At 66.7% G+C, this 16734-nt stretch carries 14 protein-coding genes and 2 pseudogenes; 9 read left to right on the top strand and 7 right to left on the bottom strand.

All coding sequences use genetic code 11. The features are described 5' to 3' along the window. Nucleotides 1–5: 5 nt before the first annotated feature. Nucleotides 6–3116 (top strand): error-prone DNA polymerase, encoded by a 3111-nt coding sequence (locus AC5P8J_RS06540; RefSeq protein WP_134730719.1) that lies wholly within the window; start codon nt 6–8, stop codon nt 3114–3116. Between the two features lie 81 nt (nt 3117–3197). Next, a complete protein-coding gene (locus AC5P8J_RS06545; RefSeq protein ID WP_019336451.1) occupies nt 3198–3704 on the top strand; it encodes a hypothetical protein in 507 nt (168 codons plus the stop codon). 102 nt (nt 3705–3806) lie between these two features. On the opposite strand, the gene ptsJ is transcribed toward AC5P8J_RS06545, so the two are convergent. Next, on the bottom strand, nt 3807–5093 hold the full coding sequence (ptsJ, locus tag AC5P8J_RS06550) for a MocR-like B6 salvage transcription factor PtsJ (RefSeq protein WP_134730721.1): 1287 nt from the start codon (nt 5091–5093) through the stop codon (nt 3807–3809). A 76-nt stretch (nt 5094–5169) separates the two neighbouring features. On the opposite strand from ptsJ, the gene AC5P8J_RS06555 reads away from it, so the two are divergent. From AC5P8J_RS06555 to AC5P8J_RS06585, 7 genes and pseudogenes are all read left to right on the top strand, one after another. After that, nucleotides 5170–5943 (top strand): YggS family pyridoxal phosphate-dependent enzyme, encoded by a 774-nt coding sequence (locus AC5P8J_RS06555; RefSeq protein WP_010485014.1) that lies wholly within the window; start codon nt 5170–5172, stop codon nt 5941–5943. Next, nucleotides 5940–6641 (top strand): glutamine amidotransferase, encoded by a 702-nt coding sequence (locus AC5P8J_RS06560; protein WP_495216713.1) that lies wholly within the window; start codon nt 5940–5942, stop codon nt 6639–6641. The genes AC5P8J_RS06555 and AC5P8J_RS06560 overlap by 4 nt, the downstream gene beginning before the upstream one ends. Further along, nucleotides 6638–6862, top strand: a complete 225-nt coding sequence (locus AC5P8J_RS06565) for a hypothetical protein (protein WP_005417095.1) — start codon at nt 6638–6640, stop codon at nt 6860–6862. Before AC5P8J_RS06560 ends, AC5P8J_RS06565 begins: the two co-directional genes overlap by 4 nt. A 108-nt stretch (nt 6863–6970) precedes the next feature. Beyond that, nucleotides 6971–7477 carry a hypothetical protein gene (locus AC5P8J_RS06570; protein WP_021204503.1) on the top strand — a complete coding sequence of 169 codons (507 nt, stop codon included), beginning with the start codon at nt 6971–6973 and terminating at the stop codon, nt 7475–7477. 125 nt (nt 7478–7602) lie between these two features. Beyond that, nucleotides 7603–7809, top strand: a pseudogene (locus tag AC5P8J_RS06575) (RNA polymerase sigma factor); the annotation flags it as partial. A 1-nt stretch (nt 7810) separates the two neighbouring features. Further along, nucleotides 7811–7921, top strand: a pseudogene (locus tag AC5P8J_RS06580) (ChaN family lipoprotein); the annotation flags it as partial. A gap of 52 nt (nt 7922–7973) precedes the next feature. Next, complete coding sequence (locus tag AC5P8J_RS06585) at nt 7974–8687, top strand: energy transducer TonB family protein (protein WP_478405341.1); 714 nt, start codon at nt 7974–7976, stop codon at nt 8685–8687. Here AC5P8J_RS06585 and AC5P8J_RS06590 read toward each other — a convergent pair. The 6 genes from AC5P8J_RS06590 to dsbG all read right to left on the bottom strand — a co-directional run bounded on the left by AC5P8J_RS06590 (nt 8684) and on the right by dsbG (nt 16715). Next, complete coding sequence (locus AC5P8J_RS06590) at nt 8684–9118, bottom strand: RidA family protein (protein WP_019660241.1); 435 nt, start codon at nt 9116–9118, stop codon at nt 8684–8686. The genes AC5P8J_RS06585 and AC5P8J_RS06590 overlap by 4 nt on opposite strands. A gap of 123 nt (nt 9119–9241) precedes the next feature. After that, entirely contained in the window at nt 9242–10144 is a 903-nt protein-coding gene (locus AC5P8J_RS06595) for a cation diffusion facilitator family transporter (RefSeq protein WP_164145155.1), read from the bottom strand. A gap of 28 nt (nt 10145–10172) precedes the next feature. Continuing rightward, nucleotides 10173–12461 (bottom strand): Orn/Lys/Arg family decarboxylase, encoded by a 2289-nt coding sequence (locus AC5P8J_RS06600; RefSeq protein WP_111102486.1) that lies wholly within the window; start codon nt 12459–12461, stop codon nt 10173–10175. Between the two features lie 20 nt (nt 12462–12481). Then, nucleotides 12482–13834: an arginine/agmatine antiporter gene (gene adiC / locus AC5P8J_RS06605; protein WP_021204506.1), complete on the bottom strand. Its 1353-nt coding sequence runs from the start codon at nt 13832–13834 to the stop codon at nt 12482–12484. A gap of 76 nt (nt 13835–13910) precedes the next feature. Further along, nucleotides 13911–15359, bottom strand: coding sequence for a DcaP family trimeric outer membrane transporter (locus AC5P8J_RS06610; protein ID WP_495216716.1), 1449 nt, complete (start codon nt 15357–15359; stop codon nt 13911–13913). Between the two features lie 513 nt (nt 15360–15872). Next, on the bottom strand, nt 15873–16715 hold the full coding sequence (gene dsbG / locus AC5P8J_RS06615) for a thiol:disulfide interchange protein DsbG (protein WP_134730743.1): 843 nt from the start codon (nt 16713–16715) through the stop codon (nt 15873–15875). Nucleotides 16716–16734 lie beyond the last annotated feature (19 nt).

The raw sequence follows: 16734 nt of genomic DNA on the forward strand, positions 1-16734 counted from the left end.
CCGCCATGCACAGCGAACTGCCCGGCTACGCCGAACTGCACTGCCTGTCGGCCTTCAGTTTCCAGCGCGGTGCTTCGATCGCCGAAGAGTTGTTCGCGCGCGCCGCGGGTCAAGGCTACCGCGCGTTGGCGATCACCGACGAATGCTCGCTGGCAGGCATCGTGCGCGCCTGGCAGGCAGCGAAGACACATGGCGTGGCACTGATCGTCGGCGCCGAATTCCAGGTCGAGGACGGGCCGAAGCTGGCCCTGCTGTGCACCGACCAGACCGCCTATGCCGGGCTGTGCCAGTTGATCACGACCTGTCGGCGGCGGGCTGCCAAGGGCGAGTACCGCTGCCTGCGCGACGATCTGCTCGGCCTGCCCGACGGTTTGTTGTGCCTGTGGCTGGACCGGCAGCCATCCGCCACCGATCTCGAGTTGCTGCGCACCGGCTTCGATGATCGGCTGTGGCTGGCGGTGGAACTGCACCGTGAACACGATGACGCACGCCGCCTGCAGCAGCTGCGGGCCTTCGGCGAACGCCACCGCCTGCCCCTGGTCGCCAGTGGCGATGTGCATATGCACGTGCGCCGCCGCCGTGCCCTGCAGGACACACTGACCGCGATCCGCCACCGCTGCAGCGTGGCCGAGGCCGGCTGGCGCCTGTTTCCCAATGGCGAGCGCCACCTGCGCCCGCGTACCGCGCTGGCCCAGCTGTATCCGCCCGAACTGCTGGCTGAAACCCTGCGCATCGCCGAACGCTGCCACTTCACCCTGGAACAGCTGCAGTACACCTATCCGCGTGAGCTGGTGCCCGAAGGACACGATCCGGACAGCTGGCTGCGCGTGCTGGTCGAGCGCGGCATCCGGTGGCGCTGGAAAGGCGGCATCGAAGCGAAGCAACGCACGCAGATCGAGCACGAACTGGCGCTGATCAAGCAGAAGAACTACGCCTCCTACTTCCTCACCGTGCAGGACATCGTGCGCTTTGCGCGCAGCCAGGACATCCTCTGCCAGGGCCGTGGCTCAGCGGCCAACTCAGCGGTGTGCTTCGTGCTGGGCGTGACCGAGATCGACCCGGCACGCAGCAACCTGCTGTTCGAGCGCTTCATTTCCGCCGAGCGCGACGAGCCGCCGGATATCGACATCGACTTCGAGCACGAGCGTCGCGAGGAGGTGCTGCAGTACGTGTTCAAGCGCTACGGCCGCGAGCGTGCCGCACTGACCGCGGTGGCGATCAGCTACCGTGGCCGCAGCGCGATCCGCGACGTGGCCCGCGCACTGGGCCTGCCGATGGACCAGGTCAACGAACTGGGCGCGGCCATGGACCACTGGGGCGGCAACATCCCATTGCCGGAAACCCTGCGCGAGCGCGGTTTCGATCCGGACACGCCGTTGATGCGGCGCCTGCTGGCGCTGACCGCCGAGCTGATCGACTTCCCGCGCCACCTGTCGCAGCATCCGGGCGGTTTCGTCATCTCCGAGCATCCGCTGTCGACCCTGGTGCCGGTGGAGAACGCGGCGATGGCCGATCGCACCGTCATCCAGTGGGACAAGGACGATCTGGATGCCACCGGCCTGATGAAGGTCGACTGCCTGGCATTGGGCATGCTTACGGCCATCCGCAAGTGCCTGGCGATGCTGAAACAGCATGGCCTGCACGAAGGGCGCATGGACGCCATCCCGCCCAAGGATGCAAAGACCTTCGACATGATCTGCGCCGCTGACACCATCGGCGTGTTCCAGATCGAATCGCGCGCGCAGATGGCGATGCTGCCGCGCATGCAGCCACGCACGTTCTATGACCTGGTGATCGAGGTGGCGATCGTGCGCCCTGGCCCGATCCAGGGCGACATGGTGCACCCCTATCTGGAGCGGCGCCGGATCCTGCGCGAACAAGGCCCGGACGCGTTGAACGACCCGGACAACCCGCTCTACCCACCGCAGCTGGAACGCGTGTTCGCACGCACGCTGGGCGTGCCGCTGTTCCAGGAACAGGTGATGCAGCTGGCGGTGGAAGCAGCCGGCTACACGCCGGGCCAGGCCGATGCCCTGCGCCGCTCGATGGCGGCGTGGAAGCGCCGTGGCGGTCTGGAACCGCATCGCGAGAAGCTGCTGGCCGGCATGCTGGAGAACGGCTTCAGCCGCGAATACGGCGAGCACCTGTTCGAGCAGATCAAGGGCTTCGGCGATTACGGCTTCCCGGAAAGCCACGCCGCCAGCTTCGCCCTGCTGACCTATAACAGCTGCTGGCTGAAGTGCCACCACCCGGCCGCATTCACTGCCAGCCTGATCAACAGCCAGCCGCTGGGTTTCTACAGCCCCGACCAGCTGCTGCAGGACGCGCGGCGGCATGGCATTACCGTTCTTCCCGTGGACGTACGCCACAGCGACTGGGACTGCACGCTGGACTTCAGCAGGGGGCCGGCGGCGATCCGCCTGGGCCTGCGCCTGATCGACGGCTGCAACGAAGGTGCCGTGCAGGCCATCATGCGCGAGCGCGCGCGGCGCCCGTTCGACGACGTCGGCGACCTGTGCCAGCGCACCGCACTGGACCGCCGCCAGCAGGGCCTGCTGGCCGATGCTGGGGCACTGCGCGGGCTCAGCGGCCATCGCCATCGTGCACGCTGGGATATCTCGGGCGTAGAGAACCGGCTGCCGCTGTTCGATCAGGCCCGTGCCACTGCCGAAGCCCGCGTGCCGTTGCCCCTGCCCAGCGCCTGGGCGGACATGCAGGCCGACTACCGCAGCACCGGTACCACCCTCGGCCGCCACCCGATCTCGTTCCTGCGCGCGCAACTGCGCAGCCGTGGCTGTCTGGACGCTGCACAGCTGGCCGGGCATGGCCATGGCCGTCGCGTGCGCATCGCCGGCCTGGTACGCATGCGCCAGCGCCCGCAGACCGCCAGCGGCGTCACCTTCCTCACGCTCGAAGATGAGACCGGCATGGTCAACGCCGTGGTCTGGCGACACCTGGCCGATCGCCAGCACCGGGTGCTGGTCGATACCCAGCTGATGCAGATCGATGGCCGCCTGGAACGCGTCGATGGCGTGCAGCACGTCATCGTGCAGCGCATGCACTGCCTGGATGAACTGCTGCAGGGACTGCGCAGCCACAGCCGCGATTTCCACTGACGATACACAACGTCACACAACGAACTGGCCATTGCCGGTCCGCATCCGCTATCGTCGGCACATCCAAGGAAGGACGACCCGATGCCCCGTGCGCTGCTGCTGACCACCCTGGTGGTCTCGACCCTCGCCCTGCTGGTTTCCGGCTGGACCGCCTGGAGCCTGCATCGCAGCCAATCACCACAGCGCATCATCGAGGCGCGCGGGCTGGTCATCCACGATGCAAGCGGCCAGCCGCGGGTGATCCTCGGCGCACCGGTTCCCGATCCGCTCAGCCAGGGCCGCACCCAGGGGCCGCGTGCCACCGCCCTGTCAGGCCTTATCCTGCTCGGTCCCGATGGTTCCGAACGCGGCGGCTACGGCACCAGCGACCGCGGCGGCGAAGCCCTGCTGACCCTGGACGATGCCACCGGCACCACTGAAGTATTCAAAGTCGTCGCCAACCCGGACCGCGGCGCCAGCCTGATGGTCAAGCACCAGAACAACACCGGCGCCATGCTCACCTCCTGGCAGGGCAAGCCGGAGCTGATGTTCGTTGATGACAGCGGCCAGTCCTACTACGTGCGTCCCGGCGCCAACGCCGCGCCCTGATCTGCTTGTGTAGAGTCGAGCCATGCTCGACTGCTTCTATCAACAGCAGCCGAGCATGGCTCGGCTCTACAAAGGCGAAGCAACGTCGAGCATGGCTCGACGCTACAGAGCGAACACCGCCGCCAGGTCATCCGCCAGCTGCCGCAGCTGCGTTGCCCCCAGCGCAGCGCAGGTGATGCGCAGGCCATGCCCCGGCGCTGCCACCGCGAACACTTCGCCCGCGCGCACATGCCATCCGCGCGAAGCCAGGGCCAGCACCTGCGGATGGCTGTCGGCCTGCAACGGCAGCCACAGGTTCAATCCTTCCATCGGCAACGGTGTCGGCAGGCCACGCGCATGCAGCAACTCCTGCAGCGAGCGCAGGCGCTGCTGGTAACGCTCACCTGCCGAAGCGATCTTCGCCCGCTGCGTTGCCGACGACAGCACCGAGGTCGCCGCATCCTGCAGCAGGTGACTGACCCAGCCGGTGCCGGACGCCAATCGCAGCCGCAGCCGCATCGCGGTCTCTTCATCGCAGGCCAGCCAGGCCAGCCGCAGGTCCGGGCCGAGCGGTTTGGACAACGAACGCAGCAGCGCCCAGCGCCGGCCATCCAGCGGCAGCACCGAGTGATAGGCCTGCTGCGAGAGCAGCGCATAGTGATCGTCGATCAGCACTGCTACCTGCGGGTACGCCGCCAGCAGCTGCCGCAACGCCCGCGCCCGCTTCGCATCCAGGCTGGCCCCGGTCGGGTTGTGCGCCCGCGGGGTCAGCAACACCGCGCGTGCACCGGCCTCCAGCGCCTGCCGCAGTGATTCGACCTGCATGCCATGCGCATCCACCGCTACCGGCAATGGCGTGTGGCCCACGGCATTGAGCACATTGAGGCTGCCGAGGAAGCACGGATCCTCCACCGCGATGCGATCCCCCGGCAGCAGCCACGCCGCCAGCAGACGTTCAATGCCATCGACCGCGCCATGGGTCAGCTCCAGCGCATAACCCGCGGGGCAGTCCGCATCCAGCGAGGCGCGTGCCAGCGCCTCCAACCTCGGTTCGACCGTGCCCACGCCATACAGCCGTGGTGCGGCCGGGGCCAGGCGCAGGTTCGGCAGCAGGCGTGGATCCGGGTTGCCACCGGCCAGGTCCTGCAGGGCCAGCCCGGGCGTACTGCCTTCACGCGCCAGCGGCGGCGGCAGGCCACGCACCACCGTGCCGCGGCGGCCCGCCGTGCTGGCCAGGCCCGCCGCATCCAGGCGCTTGTAGGCAGCAGCCACGGTGTTGCGGTTCACTCCCAGCTGCTCGGCCAGTTCACGCACCGGCGGCAACACGCTGCCGGCCTGCAGGCGGCCCTTGCCGATGCCGTCGCGGATGCTGTCGAAGATCGACTCGGCGCTATGCCCGGTGATTTTCATTTTGTCCTATGCCAAAATATCTCTTGTCCTGTGCCAGTGTATCCCACCCTGGCCACCCTGCATTGGAGGTGCCCGCATGCCCCTTGCCGCTGCCGACTGGCCCGTCGCCCAGTCCGTTGAACAGATCGCCGCCAACCTGGTCACGGTGCGCCAACGCATCGCCGATGCCTGCGCCCGCGTCGGCCGGGACCCGGCCAGTGTGCGCCTGCTGCCGGTCAGCAAGACCGTCGATGACGCCCGCATCCGCATGGCGGTAGCCGCAGGCTGCCACGAACTGGGCGAGAACAAGGTGCAGGAGGCACAACGCAAGGCTGAAACGATGGCCGACCTGGGCGTGCACTGGTCGGTGATCGGCCATCTGCAGACCAACAAGGCGCGCTACGTGGCGCGCTTTGCCAGCGAGTTCCAGGCGCTGGACAGCCTGCGCGTAGCCGAGGCCCTGCAGCAGCGCCTGCAACTGGAAGACCGCACGCTGGATGTATTCGTGCAGGTCAACACCTCGGCCGAACCGAGCAAGTACGGCCTGGAGCCCGACGCGGTCGAGGCCTTCGTGCAGCAGCTGCCGGCCTTCGATCGCCTGCACGTGCGCGGCCTGATGACCCTGGCCATCTTCACCCCCGATGTCGAGCGCGTGCGCGCCTGCTTCGTGCGCCTGCGCGAACTGCGCGACCAGCTGCAGCGCACCGCCCCGCCCGGCCTCGACCTGTCGCAGCTGTCGATGGGCATGTCCGGTGATTTCGAAGTGGCCATCGAGGAAGGTGCCACCGTGGTCCGCGTCGGCCAGGCCATCTTCGGTGCCCGTGCCACCCCGGACAGTTTCTACTGGCCGAACAGCGGAGCACCGGCATGAAGCACGCGGTTGTCCTGCAACACGTTGCCTTTGAAGACCTTGGCACCCTGAAACCGTTGCTGCTGGCGCAGGGCTGGCAGCTGCACGTGCTGCAGGCCGGCGTCGATGTGCTCGATGGCGCCGAAACCGCCGATCTGCTGGTCGTGCTGGGCGGTCCCATCAGTGCCAATGACACAGGGACCTATCCCTTCGTCAACGACAGCATTGCCCTGCTGCAGCGCCGGCTGCAGCGGCAGCGGCCCACCCTCGGCATCTGCCTGGGTGCACAGCTGATGGCGCGCGCACTCGGTGCCAGTGTCGCTCCCAGTGGTGGCAAGGAAATCGGCTTTGCGCCACTGCTGCTGACCGATGAAGGCCAGCGTTCTCCGCTGCAGTCCCTGCAGGGCATTCCGGTACTGCATTGGCATGGTGAGGCGTTCGAACTTCCGGCCGGTGCACGCCGCCTGGCCAGTACGCCGGCCTGCCGTCACCAGGCGTTCGCCATCGGCAGCCACGCATTGGCCCTGCAATGCCATCCGGAACTGGACGCCCGCCAGTTCGAGCGCTGGCTGATCGGCCACACGCTGGAGCTGGCCCAGGTCGGCATCGATCCCAACGACCTGCGCGCGCAGGCGCGTCGCTATGGCGCACCGCTGGCAGCGGCCGCCACCGCGATGTTCGACCATTGGCTGCAGGACCTGCCGGAGCTACCGCGATGAACTACCGATTGCAGATCCACCGCGATGGCGCCTACTGGGGCCACTTCGACTGCAGCGGCCCCGATGCCATGCAACGCATGGACGCCATCGCCGCACAGCTGCCTGCAGACCAGGGCTTCCAGCTGAAACGGCAGAAAGGCATCGGCGAAGAGCGCATCCTGTCCAGCAATGCCGATGGCCTGCGCGTACTGGCTTCGCAGATCCAGTACCGCGACCTCTGACGATCGTCACGGTAGTGCCGGCCGCTGGCCGGCACCCGACGGGCAACAGATTTGCCGGCCAGCGGCCGGCACTACCCCGGCTGTTCGCCCGCGTGCGAAGCTTCACCCATGCTGACCCTGCAACGCGGCAGCCACCACGGACTGCTCATCGCACCGCGCTGGCCCTCTACCCGCATCCAGCTGGAAGAAGAAGTGCTGCAACGTTTGCTCGACGCGCAGGCATTGCTGCCTGCCGGGCTGGGCCTGCTCGTCACGCGCGGCTTCGAACCCAGCCACAGCCGGCTCGGCGGCTTCCGTCGTGGCGTGCGTTGGCTCGGCATCGCGGTGTTCCGCGCCTGCTATCCGCAGCGCCATGATGAAGTCGATGCCATCTTCGGCGCCAACGGCCACGACATCGATGGCCGTCATATCGATGTCTCAGTGGTATTGCACGGCAAGCGGCTGCGGCTGCTGCCACTGGGCGTGTTCACCCCGCCGCGCTGGCAGCAGCGTCGCACCGCCCGCCATGCCGAAGCGATCGCCCGGGTGAAGCGCAGCCTCCAGCACTGCGGTTTCGAGCTGCATCACAACCCCACCGAAGCCCTGCAGATCCACTGCGATTATCGTCCGCGCTGACCTCGCAGTCGGCCACGCATGCCGTGCCTTGTGCTCACGGATGCAAATGCTTCTCTTTTACTGTAAGGTGTAGCCGCTGCCCTTGCCGCCGCGGGCTGTTCCCTTTCCCAGTTGTCGCCCGCCCCGTGTCCACGCCTGTCGAACCGACGGATGTCGCGCAGCTGTGCGCGGCCCACTACCAGCCGCTGCACGCCCATGTCCGCCGTAAACTCCCGCAACGCAGCGACGCCGATGATGTCGTCCAGGAGACCTGGCTGCGCGTCGTCAGAATCGCCGCCAGTGGCCTGCTGAGCAATGGCCGCGCCTACCTGTACCGCGTCGCCCACAACCTGAGCCGCGGCACCCGCGCTGCTGGTGGCCGGTCGCTGGCATGTACTGCGCGGTACTGGCATGCCGGGCTACCTGCCAGCGGGCACACCAGCGCCGGTGATCGCGCTCGCTTAAGTCGGTGCATCCGTCGATGCGGCCGACGCCGACCTGCTATGGGTGCTGGACGATGAGTGAGCGCGGCCAACACTGGCAGGCGATCGCCATCAGCATCGGGCTTCACCTGTTGCCCCTGCTGCTGTTGGTGCACTGGGTGGCCGCGCCGCCATTGCTGCCGCCGCCCGAGCAGGACGTGCGCATCAGCCTGCGCCTGCTGGCACCGGCGACGCCGCCGCAGCCAGTGGAAGAACGCCAGGCCGACACCCCCAGCCAGGCGCAGCAGGCGCGCGCATCCCAACCCACGAAGTCGCCCCCTCCACCGAAGCCCACCGCCGCACGCGAGGGCGAAGTGGCCGCCAGCGAACGCAGTGGCGCTGGCCGGCAAGCCCTGCCGGTCGCCCCGCCTGCGGCCGCGACCGATGCAAGTCCCGCACCGGCATCGATCACGGCCGCGCCGCCCGCTCCCGACGCCCCACCGGCGGACTTCCAGGCCGGCGCCGCCAGCGACCAGTGGGAAGCCCGCCTGATGGCGCGGCTGGAGCGCTATCGCTACTACCCTGCTGCGGCCCGCTCACGGCGCCAGCAGGGCACTGCCTGGGTCAGGGCCAGCATCGATCGCCAGGGACGCCTGCTGGCCCTGCGGTTGGAGCAGTCCAGTGGCCAGCCGATGCTGGATGACGCAGCGCTGCAGACCTTCCGTCGCGCGCAGCCGCTGCCGCCCATTCCCGATGTACTGAAGGCCCCCCAGGAACTGGTGGTGCCGGTGGAGTACTACCTGCGCTAGGCGGCATAGGCCTCCGCCTCGATCTCGAACAGCATGCCGTCCAGCGCGAGCCGCGGCACCGGGATCAGCGTGCAGGTGGGCGCCGAGCGGTTCGGCCAGCGCCGCCGCACCTGATGGGCGATGATGCCCAGCCGGTCCTCGTCGTGGTCGACCACCAGGATGCGCAACCGTGCGACATCGGCCAGGCTGGCCTGCGCCGAGCGCAGCGCGATCTCCAGGTTGTCCAGCGCTTGCCCGACCTGTTCCTCGAACCCGGGGGAGAGATGGCCATTGGCATCCTCACCGCCCTGCCCGGCAATATGGATCACCCGCGCGGGCAGGCGCACCACCGCCACGTGCGAGTAGCCGTTGGCCGAAGGATCGTAAAGCCCCGCAGGATTGAACAGTTCCAGCAGGCCATGGCCGAGGCCCGGGGTGGTCAACAGGTTCATGCCGCGCGCCTCGTGGGGGATGCGAGGCAGTCTGCGACCTCAACATTGGTTCAGGTCAAACAGATCCGGTGCAACAGACCGGTCCGCCACGCGCAACGATCGCGCCCACGTGTAGATCCCGGCTCACGTCCACGCCGGATCGGCAGTGAAATCGATGGTCAGCCAGAACGTGCTTCCCCGCGCATCCAGCCGCACGGCGATCTCGTCGCGCATCGCATCGACCTCCCCCACTGAGCCGAGCGGCGTGGCCGGATCAGCCAGCACATGGATCTCGATGAAGCGCATCCGCCCCATCTTCGCCACGTGGCTGGTGAAACCGAGGTAGCCACGCTCGGCCACGAACGCCTGCATCACCTGCTGCACGCGCCGGTCCAGATCGTCCGGCGCAACCTGCAGCACTTCACGCATGGCGTTCCACGCGCTGCGCGCCGGGACCGGCAATACCGCCAGGCTGATCAACGCCAGCACGATCGAATCCAGATACGGCACCCAGTGGTGCCACTCACCGCCATGCAGGACCAGGGCCAGTATGAAGGCCAGCACTACCGCCAGGCTCATCAACCCACCCAGCAGCCAGCCCCGTACATCCAGCCACAACAGCGCCGAGCGCAGGCGCCGCGCCCGCTGGGCGACGAACGCCGCCATCGCCAGGTTGCTGGCACTCAGCAATGCCGCCCACCACAGCGCGGGCCCTAACTTCACCTCGTGCCCGCCCGTGGTCAATCCGATCACGGCGTTGGCCAGCGCATACACGCAGGCCAGCGACAGGATCACCCCGCCCAGTGCCTCGACCATCGGTTCCAGGTGCCAGTAGCCGTACTGGAAGCGCGGGCTCTGTTCCCGCGCCACCAGCCGCAGCACCGACAGCGACACCAGGGTCAGGGCAACGTCGACCAGGCTGTACACGCCGTCGAACAGGATGGCCTGCGATCCCACCAGCAGGCCACCGCTGAAGCCGACCACGCTGACCGCGATGGTGACCCCGATCGAGAACTTCAGGATGCGTTGCTCGCGCGCGGTATCCATCGTTCGCCGAAGGGCCGACCGTCGCCGGTCAGGCCTTCAGTACCTCCACCTTGTACGAGGTCACATCGCCGTCGTTCTCGATGATGAGCCCGTGCACGTCCGACTCGAAGCCCGGGAAGCGGGCATTCTGCTCACGGGCGATGCGCAGCGACTGGATGATCGGCTCATCGCTGTCGCCAAAGCGCTCGCCCGGCATGATGGTCGGGATGCCCGGCGGGTACGGAACCAGCATGGTCGCCGCAATACGGCCACTGATCTGCTCGATATCGACCCGCTCGATCTCGCCCTTCACCAGGTGGTTGTAGGCGTCGGCCGGGGTCATCACCGGTGTCGGCAGATCCACGTACATCTCGCGCATCACCTTGGCCACGGCGAATTCCTGGTTGAACGAATGAAGCGCGTCGCACAGGTCGCGCAGGCCCCAACCGGCGTACGCGTTCGGATAATCAGCCGCCAGCGTGGGCAGTGCCTGGCTCAGCGGCGCGTTGCGGTCATACAGTTCCTTGAATGCCATCAGTTCGGTGACCAGCGTGCTCCACTTGCCCTTGGTGATGCCCATCGAGAACAGGAACAGCACCGAGTACAGGTTGGTCTTCTCCACGGTAATGCCGCGGCCCCACAGGAACTTGCTCAGCACCGCCGCAGGGATGCCCAGCTTGCCCATGCTGCCGTCCATCGCCAGGCCTGGGGTCAGCAGGGTCACCTTGATCGGGTCGATCAGCACATAGTCGTCGACCAGGTTCTCGAAGCCGTGCCAGTGTGCGTCCGGTTGCAGGTACCACTCTTCGCGCTTGGCCACCATCGGCGCCGGCGTATCGCCCTTGTCCAGACTGCGCTCGAGCCTGGTCGGCTGCCATACGCTGAACCACCAGTCGTCGCGCCCCAGGTCATCGCGGACATGCAGCATCGCGCGGCGGAAGGCAATCGCCTCGTCATGCATTTCCTGCACCAGCGAGCGGCCGGCATCGCCTTCCATCATCTTCGAGGCCACGTCACAGGCCGCGATCACCCCGTAATGCGGGCTGGTCGAGGTATGCATCATGAACGACTCGTTGAAGCGCTCGGCATCCAGGTTCCGTTGCGCCGAGTTGCGCACGTGGATCATCGACGCCTGCGAGAACGCCGCCAACAGCTTGTGGGTGGAATGCGTGGTGAAGATGATCGCATCCTGCTCACGCGGCTTGCCCTTGGCCATGCCGTAGTGGTTCTCGTAGAAAGGATGGAACGCGGCGTAGGCGTACCAGGCTTCGTCGAAATGCAGGAAGTCGACCGCGCTGCCGATTTCGTCGGCAATCTTCTCGGCGTTGTAGCACAGGCCGTCGTAGGTCGAGTTGGTCACCACCGCGATGCGCGGCTTGGAGCCAGCCTGATAGGCCTTGCTGGCCAGCGGATTGGCGGCGATGCGCTGCTGCAACGATTCCGGCGTGAACTGATCCAGGCTGATCGGGCCAATGATGCCGTGTGCATTGCGGCTGGGGGTGAAGTACACCGGTACCGCGCCGGTCATGATCAACGCATGCAGCAGCGACTTGTGGCAGTTGCGGTCGACGAACACCACGTCGCCGCGCGCCACCGTGCCATGCCAGACGATCTTGTTGGCGGTGGAGGTGCCATTGGTGACGAAGAAGGTATGGTCGGCACCGAAGTTGCGCGCCGCCTCTTCCTCGGCATCCTTGATCGGGCCGGTGTGATCCAGCAGTGAGCCCAGCTCCGGCACCGAGATCGACAGATCGCTGCGCAGGGTGTTCTCACCGTAGAACTGGTGGAATGCACGGCCCACCGGTGACTTGGTGAACGCCACACCGCCGGCATGGCCCGGCGTGTGCCAGGAGTAGTTCGACTCGGCCGCATGGTGGATCAACGCCTTGAAGAACGGGGGCAGCAGGTTCTTCATGTAGTCTTCGGCCGCGCGCATCACCTGCCGCGAGATGAAGCTCTTGGTGTCTTCGAACAGGAAGATGAAGCCGTGGATGTATTTGAGCAGCTTGCTCGGCACCTTCTCGATGGTGCGGCGCTCGCCGTACAGGAACACCGGCAGGTTGGCGCGGCGCGCGCTCTGCTCGCGCAGGAAAGCGGTCAGGCGCTGGAACTCGCCATCCACCTCTTCACTGCCGTCGATCGAGATCAGCACCGCCGAGGCCGCCACGTAGGTGCGGGCGCCGGCCCGGGCATCATCCAGGTTCAGCCCGCACAGCACGCGCTGGTCATTGCTGCGCAGCTCTTCCACCAGCGCACGGATCAGGATGCCGCCGATGCGCGGCGACTCGTAGTCGTTGTCGATGACAATGACCGGATAGTCCAGGGACTTGAAGTACACGTCGATTCTCCTTGTCGAACTCAGGAATGCCGGGCGCCGGCGCTGATGGCCGATGCCTCGCGGGCGCGCTGCCGCTGCTGGCGGCGCTCCTCGCTGAAGAAGGGATAGAACACGGTGATGAACAGCACGAACAGGAAGGCGTACTGCACGATGGTTCCCGACGAGCCGTAGATCGCCCACAGGCAGTACACGACGGTCAGGCTGGTGAGCGTCCAGAACGCACCGGTGTGGACCAGGGTGTGCGAGCGCTCGACCACGAAGTAGCAGGCCACGCACGAGTAGATGTAGGGCAGCAGGGTCAGCACCACCGCCGCCGACGTGATCACGTCGAACTGGGCCGATGCGGTTTCCGAGGTGGAGGTGACCAGCACTGCCAGGGTCATCAGCACGGCCACGATCAGCACGCCCTTGACCGGCACGTCGTCCTTGTTGGTCTTGCTGAAGATGCTCGGGAACAGGCCATCATCGGAGGCCGCCTTGGCACTCTGCGCGGTCAGCAGGATCCAGCCACCCAGCGAACCGGCCGCGCCGATGAACGCGCACAGGCTGACCAGTGCACCGCCCCAGCCACCGACGGCCTTGGCCGCGGCCAACGCGAACGGTGCGTCGGACACCTGCAGTTCCGCGTTCGGCACCATGCCCATGATCACCGACGAACTGGCGATGTAGGCGATGGCAGCCAGGAACACGCCGGCCAGCGTCGCGCGGGCGACGTTCTTCTCCGGATTTTCGACCACACCGGCAGTCACCGATGCAGACTCGACGCCGATGAAGGCCCACAGGGTCAGTGCCGCGGCGCTCGAGATCGCACCGAAGTTCGACTCGCCAGACACGTTGTAGGCGCCCTTGAAGATGTCGGCATCGAAGAAGAACCAGCCGAAAATGGCGATGCCCAGGATCGGCACCAACGCAAAGCTGGTGGTGACCGTCTGCACGCGGCTGACGAAGGCCGGGCCGATCACGTTGGCAAAGCTCAGTGCCCACACCAGCACCAGTACCGCGATGCAACGCACCAGTGGCTCGGACAGGATCGGGAAGAAATAGCTGAAATAGCCCACCGCCGCGATCGGGATGGCGACGTTGCCGATCCAGTTGGCGAACCAGTAGATGGTGTTGGTCTGGAAGCCCATGTACGGCCCGAACCAGTCGCGCGCGTAGGCATAGGGACCGCCCGCCTTTGGGGCGAGCTTGCCCAGCTTGGCGAACACGAAGGCCAGCAGCAGCGCACCGGCGGTGGTGATCAGCCAGCCCCAGATCGAGGCGGTACCGATCTTGGCCAGGCTGGACGGCAGCAGGAACACGCCTGAGCCCATCATGTTGCCGGCGACGAGGAAGGTGGCTCCGACCACCCCGATTTTCTTTGCTTCTGCCATGACGATCTCCGGTACTGGCATGAGCCCGGCAGCACCGGGCGTGGGGACGGTTGCGCTGGCTTACGACCGCTGGCGCCTATTTGATCAAGTTGTATTGCAGGCTGCCCTGCACCCGGACCGTGTCGCCGCGTGCGCCGCCCTGCTGTTCCAGGCGGCCGTACAGCAGCTCCATGCCCATCGTCCACGACGGCGCGGGGCTCCAGATCAGGTTGAATACGCCGTACCGGCTCTGCCGGAAGGCATCGGCCGCCAGTGCGGCATTCCGCTCCAGGGTCAGCTGGCCGAAGATCAGGTTCGATCGCCACAGCTCGGACCAGTAGTGGGTATAGCCGACGAAACCGCCGTGCAGGTCCAACGCGTCGAGGCGGCCATCGGCACCGACCACCGCGTCCAGCCCGGAGCCGGTCAGGTCGGCGGTATAGCGGCTGAGACCGCGCCCTCCCAGCGCACCGAACAACAGCAGGTCGCGCTCGCCCACCGACGCCGAGCCGCTCAACTGCACGCCGCCAGCCATGCGCCGGTCGCGCTCGTTGTCACCGTCGTATGCCAGGCTGCGTGCCACTGCGCCCAGTTGCAGGTGGCCCCAGTCGCGTTCCATGCGCGCAGTGACGGTCACGTCCGGCAGACGGTTCACTGCAGCGCGCTCTTCGCTGGCACCGGCAAGTTCGGTCTTCGGATCTTCGGCGGCGACGGTCAGGGTGTTGCCCTTGCCCAGCGCAAAGCTGTGGTGGATGCCGGCCACCAGCAGATAGCCCGCGCCGCCTGGACCAGCGAAATCCAGCGTGTCGGGCAGGCTGTCCGGATCCATGAAACTGGAATAGCCATAGCCGGCATAGGTGTTGCCGAGCTGGCCATAGGCGTGACGCAGCCGGAATTCGTAGCCATCGCTGCTGCCGAAGAAGTCGTTTTCCAGGTAGAAGCGGAGGTTGCCGTGCGTGGTCGGGCGCCGCGCCTCGAAACTGAAGCGGGTCTGCTTGGCGTGGATGTTGAAGTTGGACACGTCACGGTGGCTGCCACCGACCGGCATCGACGAAGGAATGAACTGGTCCTCGTCACCGGCTGCGCGGGAATCCGCGATGGCATCCAACTTGGCATAGCCGCCGATGCGGATCACCGTATCAGTGCCGGGAATGGCAAAAAACCCCTTCAGATCGGGATCGGTCGGGCCCGCGGCACTGTCCGGACGCGATGCCGCCGTGGATGGATCGGCGACCGAATCGCGTTGTGGCAATACGGGCTGGGCGACACCCGGCACCTGGGTGGGATGGATCACCCCCGTCGTGGCCGCTGTGGGGGCGAAAGATAACGCTCCGGGCTTCGCCTGTGCCTGCGGCTGCGCCTGCACAGGCGCATGATCCCGCTGCTCCAGCCGATCCAACCGCTGCTGCATGCCTTCCAGCGCCTGGCGCATGGCGGCAATCTCACGCCGCAGTGCCTGCGCATCCTGCGCATCACCCTGTTGCGCGTACGCCGGCATGACCGCCAGTGCCCCGAGACATGCCAGATTCAGTACCGCCATACGCATTGCATCCTCCCCGGACGAACACTCGCATCACGGTTCCGGAGCGCACGCATGCGCCGCCCTGGCCTCGCGTTGCCGTTGCTGGAAATGCGGGTACTGCGTCGACGACACCAGTCAGCCTGCACGCGGCAGACAACAGGACAATGACACTGCCCTGCCTCTATCCATGTCGCTTCCATCAAGGCCGCGCAGCCAGAGAGGTGGCGACCGCAGCAGTCTGGGTAACAATCAGGGAGTGAGAGTGTCGTGAATGGCTGTGCCGACCTGCCCGCATCCGGGCAGCCGCGGCGCGGCATCCATGGCGCGTTGACGCTGTATTCCATGCGTCACAGGCTAGTCCGCCTGTCGTTTTTGGCCTTGATTGGAATCAAGGCGTGATGTTTGATCTCAGTCACGATTCAGCCGTGACGACGAACAGCCCATGCGCAAGCAGTTGTGTTCGCCTGGGGCTTGGAACGCAACAGGCCCGCACGTCACCATGCGGGCCTGTGGTCGACATCATGATGCAGGCTCAGATCAGCGCGGGCCGAGCACCGTCTGCAGGTCATCCCCCTGCGGCAGACCGGCGCGGCGCTGCACCTGGCCCTGCGCATCCTGGAACAGGATACCCGGCGTGCCCTGGAACCCCATCTCGACCATCAGCACCTGGTTGGCGTCGAGCTTGCCCGCAATGTCGCGGCTGATGCTCGGCAGGGCCTTGATGCCGCCACGGTCGAACTGGTGCTCGTTCTGAAGCAGGGCCGCGCTCGGGTCACGCGCGGAGAGGATCGCTGCCGCCTTGGCCGGACTGTCCTCACGGATGACGCCGACCATGATGTGGCGCAGTTGTACCTTGCCTGCATCCACCCACGGACGCGCCGCCTCCCAGAATTTGTGGCAGTAAGGGCAGTTGGCATCGCTGAAGGTGTAGACCACGCGTGGCGCATCGGCCTTGCCGTCAGGCACCCACGCGCTGGCTTCCAGCTTGCTCCACATCCTGGCGGACATCGGCGAGGCGACCAGCTTCTCAACCGCCTCTGCGGCTACATCATTGCCTTCCGCGTCGAACAGACTGCCGACCAGTACGTGCTTGCCATCGGCAGTGACATAGGCCGCCGCCGGCTGCTGGCCACCGACCACGCCAGCGAAGCCCCGCAGGCCTTCGGGGGCATCGAACTCGGCAACGACCTCGAAACCGTGCTTCTCGATGCCCTTCAGCACCGCAGGGCGGTCGCCCTTGTTGGCAGCAGCTGCGGCGCTCGCGGCCGGTGGCGCAGCGCTCTTGCCCGGCGGCGTCTGTGCCTGGCTGCAGGCGGCCAATGCCAGCAGGACCGGCAGCAACAGCACCGCGGGGGCGGCGCGCAGGGAAGTCGACAACATGGGAACTCCGTAGTGAGAT

Source organism: Stenotrophomonas sp. YJH_SMC_37 (assembly GCF_059370035.1).

What these genes read in the sequence shown, in the direction of transcription:
- AC5P8J_RS06540 (WP_134730719.1), top strand. Translation starts at nt 6, where the DNA reads ATGCACAGCGAACTGCCCGGCTACGCCGAACTGCACTGCCTGTCGGCC.
- AC5P8J_RS06545 (WP_019336451.1), top strand. Translation starts at nt 3,198, where the DNA reads ATGCCCCGTGCGCTGCTGCTGACCACCCTGGTGGTCTCGACCCTCGCC.
- ptsJ (WP_134730721.1), bottom strand. Translation starts at nt 5,093, where the DNA reads ATGAAAATCACCGGGCATAGCGCCGAGTCGATCTTCGACAGCATCCGC.
- AC5P8J_RS06555 (WP_010485014.1), top strand. Translation starts at nt 5,170, where the DNA reads ATGCCCCTTGCCGCTGCCGACTGGCCCGTCGCCCAGTCCGTTGAACAG.
- AC5P8J_RS06560 (WP_495216713.1), top strand. Translation starts at nt 5,940, where the DNA reads ATGAAGCACGCGGTTGTCCTGCAACACGTTGCCTTTGAAGACCTTGGC.
- AC5P8J_RS06565 (WP_005417095.1), top strand. Translation starts at nt 6,638, where the DNA reads ATGAACTACCGATTGCAGATCCACCGCGATGGCGCCTACTGGGGCCAC.
- AC5P8J_RS06570 (WP_021204503.1), top strand. Translation starts at nt 6,971, where the DNA reads ATGCTGACCCTGCAACGCGGCAGCCACCACGGACTGCTCATCGCACCG.
- AC5P8J_RS06585 (WP_478405341.1), top strand. Translation starts at nt 7,974, where the DNA reads ATGAGTGAGCGCGGCCAACACTGGCAGGCGATCGCCATCAGCATCGGG.
- AC5P8J_RS06590 (WP_019660241.1), bottom strand. Translation starts at nt 9,118, where the DNA reads ATGAACCTGTTGACCACCCCGGGCCTCGGCCATGGCCTGCTGGAACTG.
- AC5P8J_RS06595 (WP_164145155.1), bottom strand. Translation starts at nt 10,144, where the DNA reads ATGGATACCGCGCGCGAGCAACGCATCCTGAAGTTCTCGATCGGGGTC.
- adiC (WP_021204506.1), bottom strand. Translation starts at nt 13,834, where the DNA reads ATGGCAGAAGCAAAGAAAATCGGGGTGGTCGGAGCCACCTTCCTCGTC.
- AC5P8J_RS06610 (WP_495216716.1), bottom strand. Translation starts at nt 15,359, where the DNA reads ATGCGTATGGCGGTACTGAATCTGGCATGTCTCGGGGCACTGGCGGTC.
- dsbG (WP_134730743.1), bottom strand. Translation starts at nt 16,715, where the DNA reads ATGTTGTCGACTTCCCTGCGCGCCGCCCCCGCGGTGCTGTTGCTGCCG.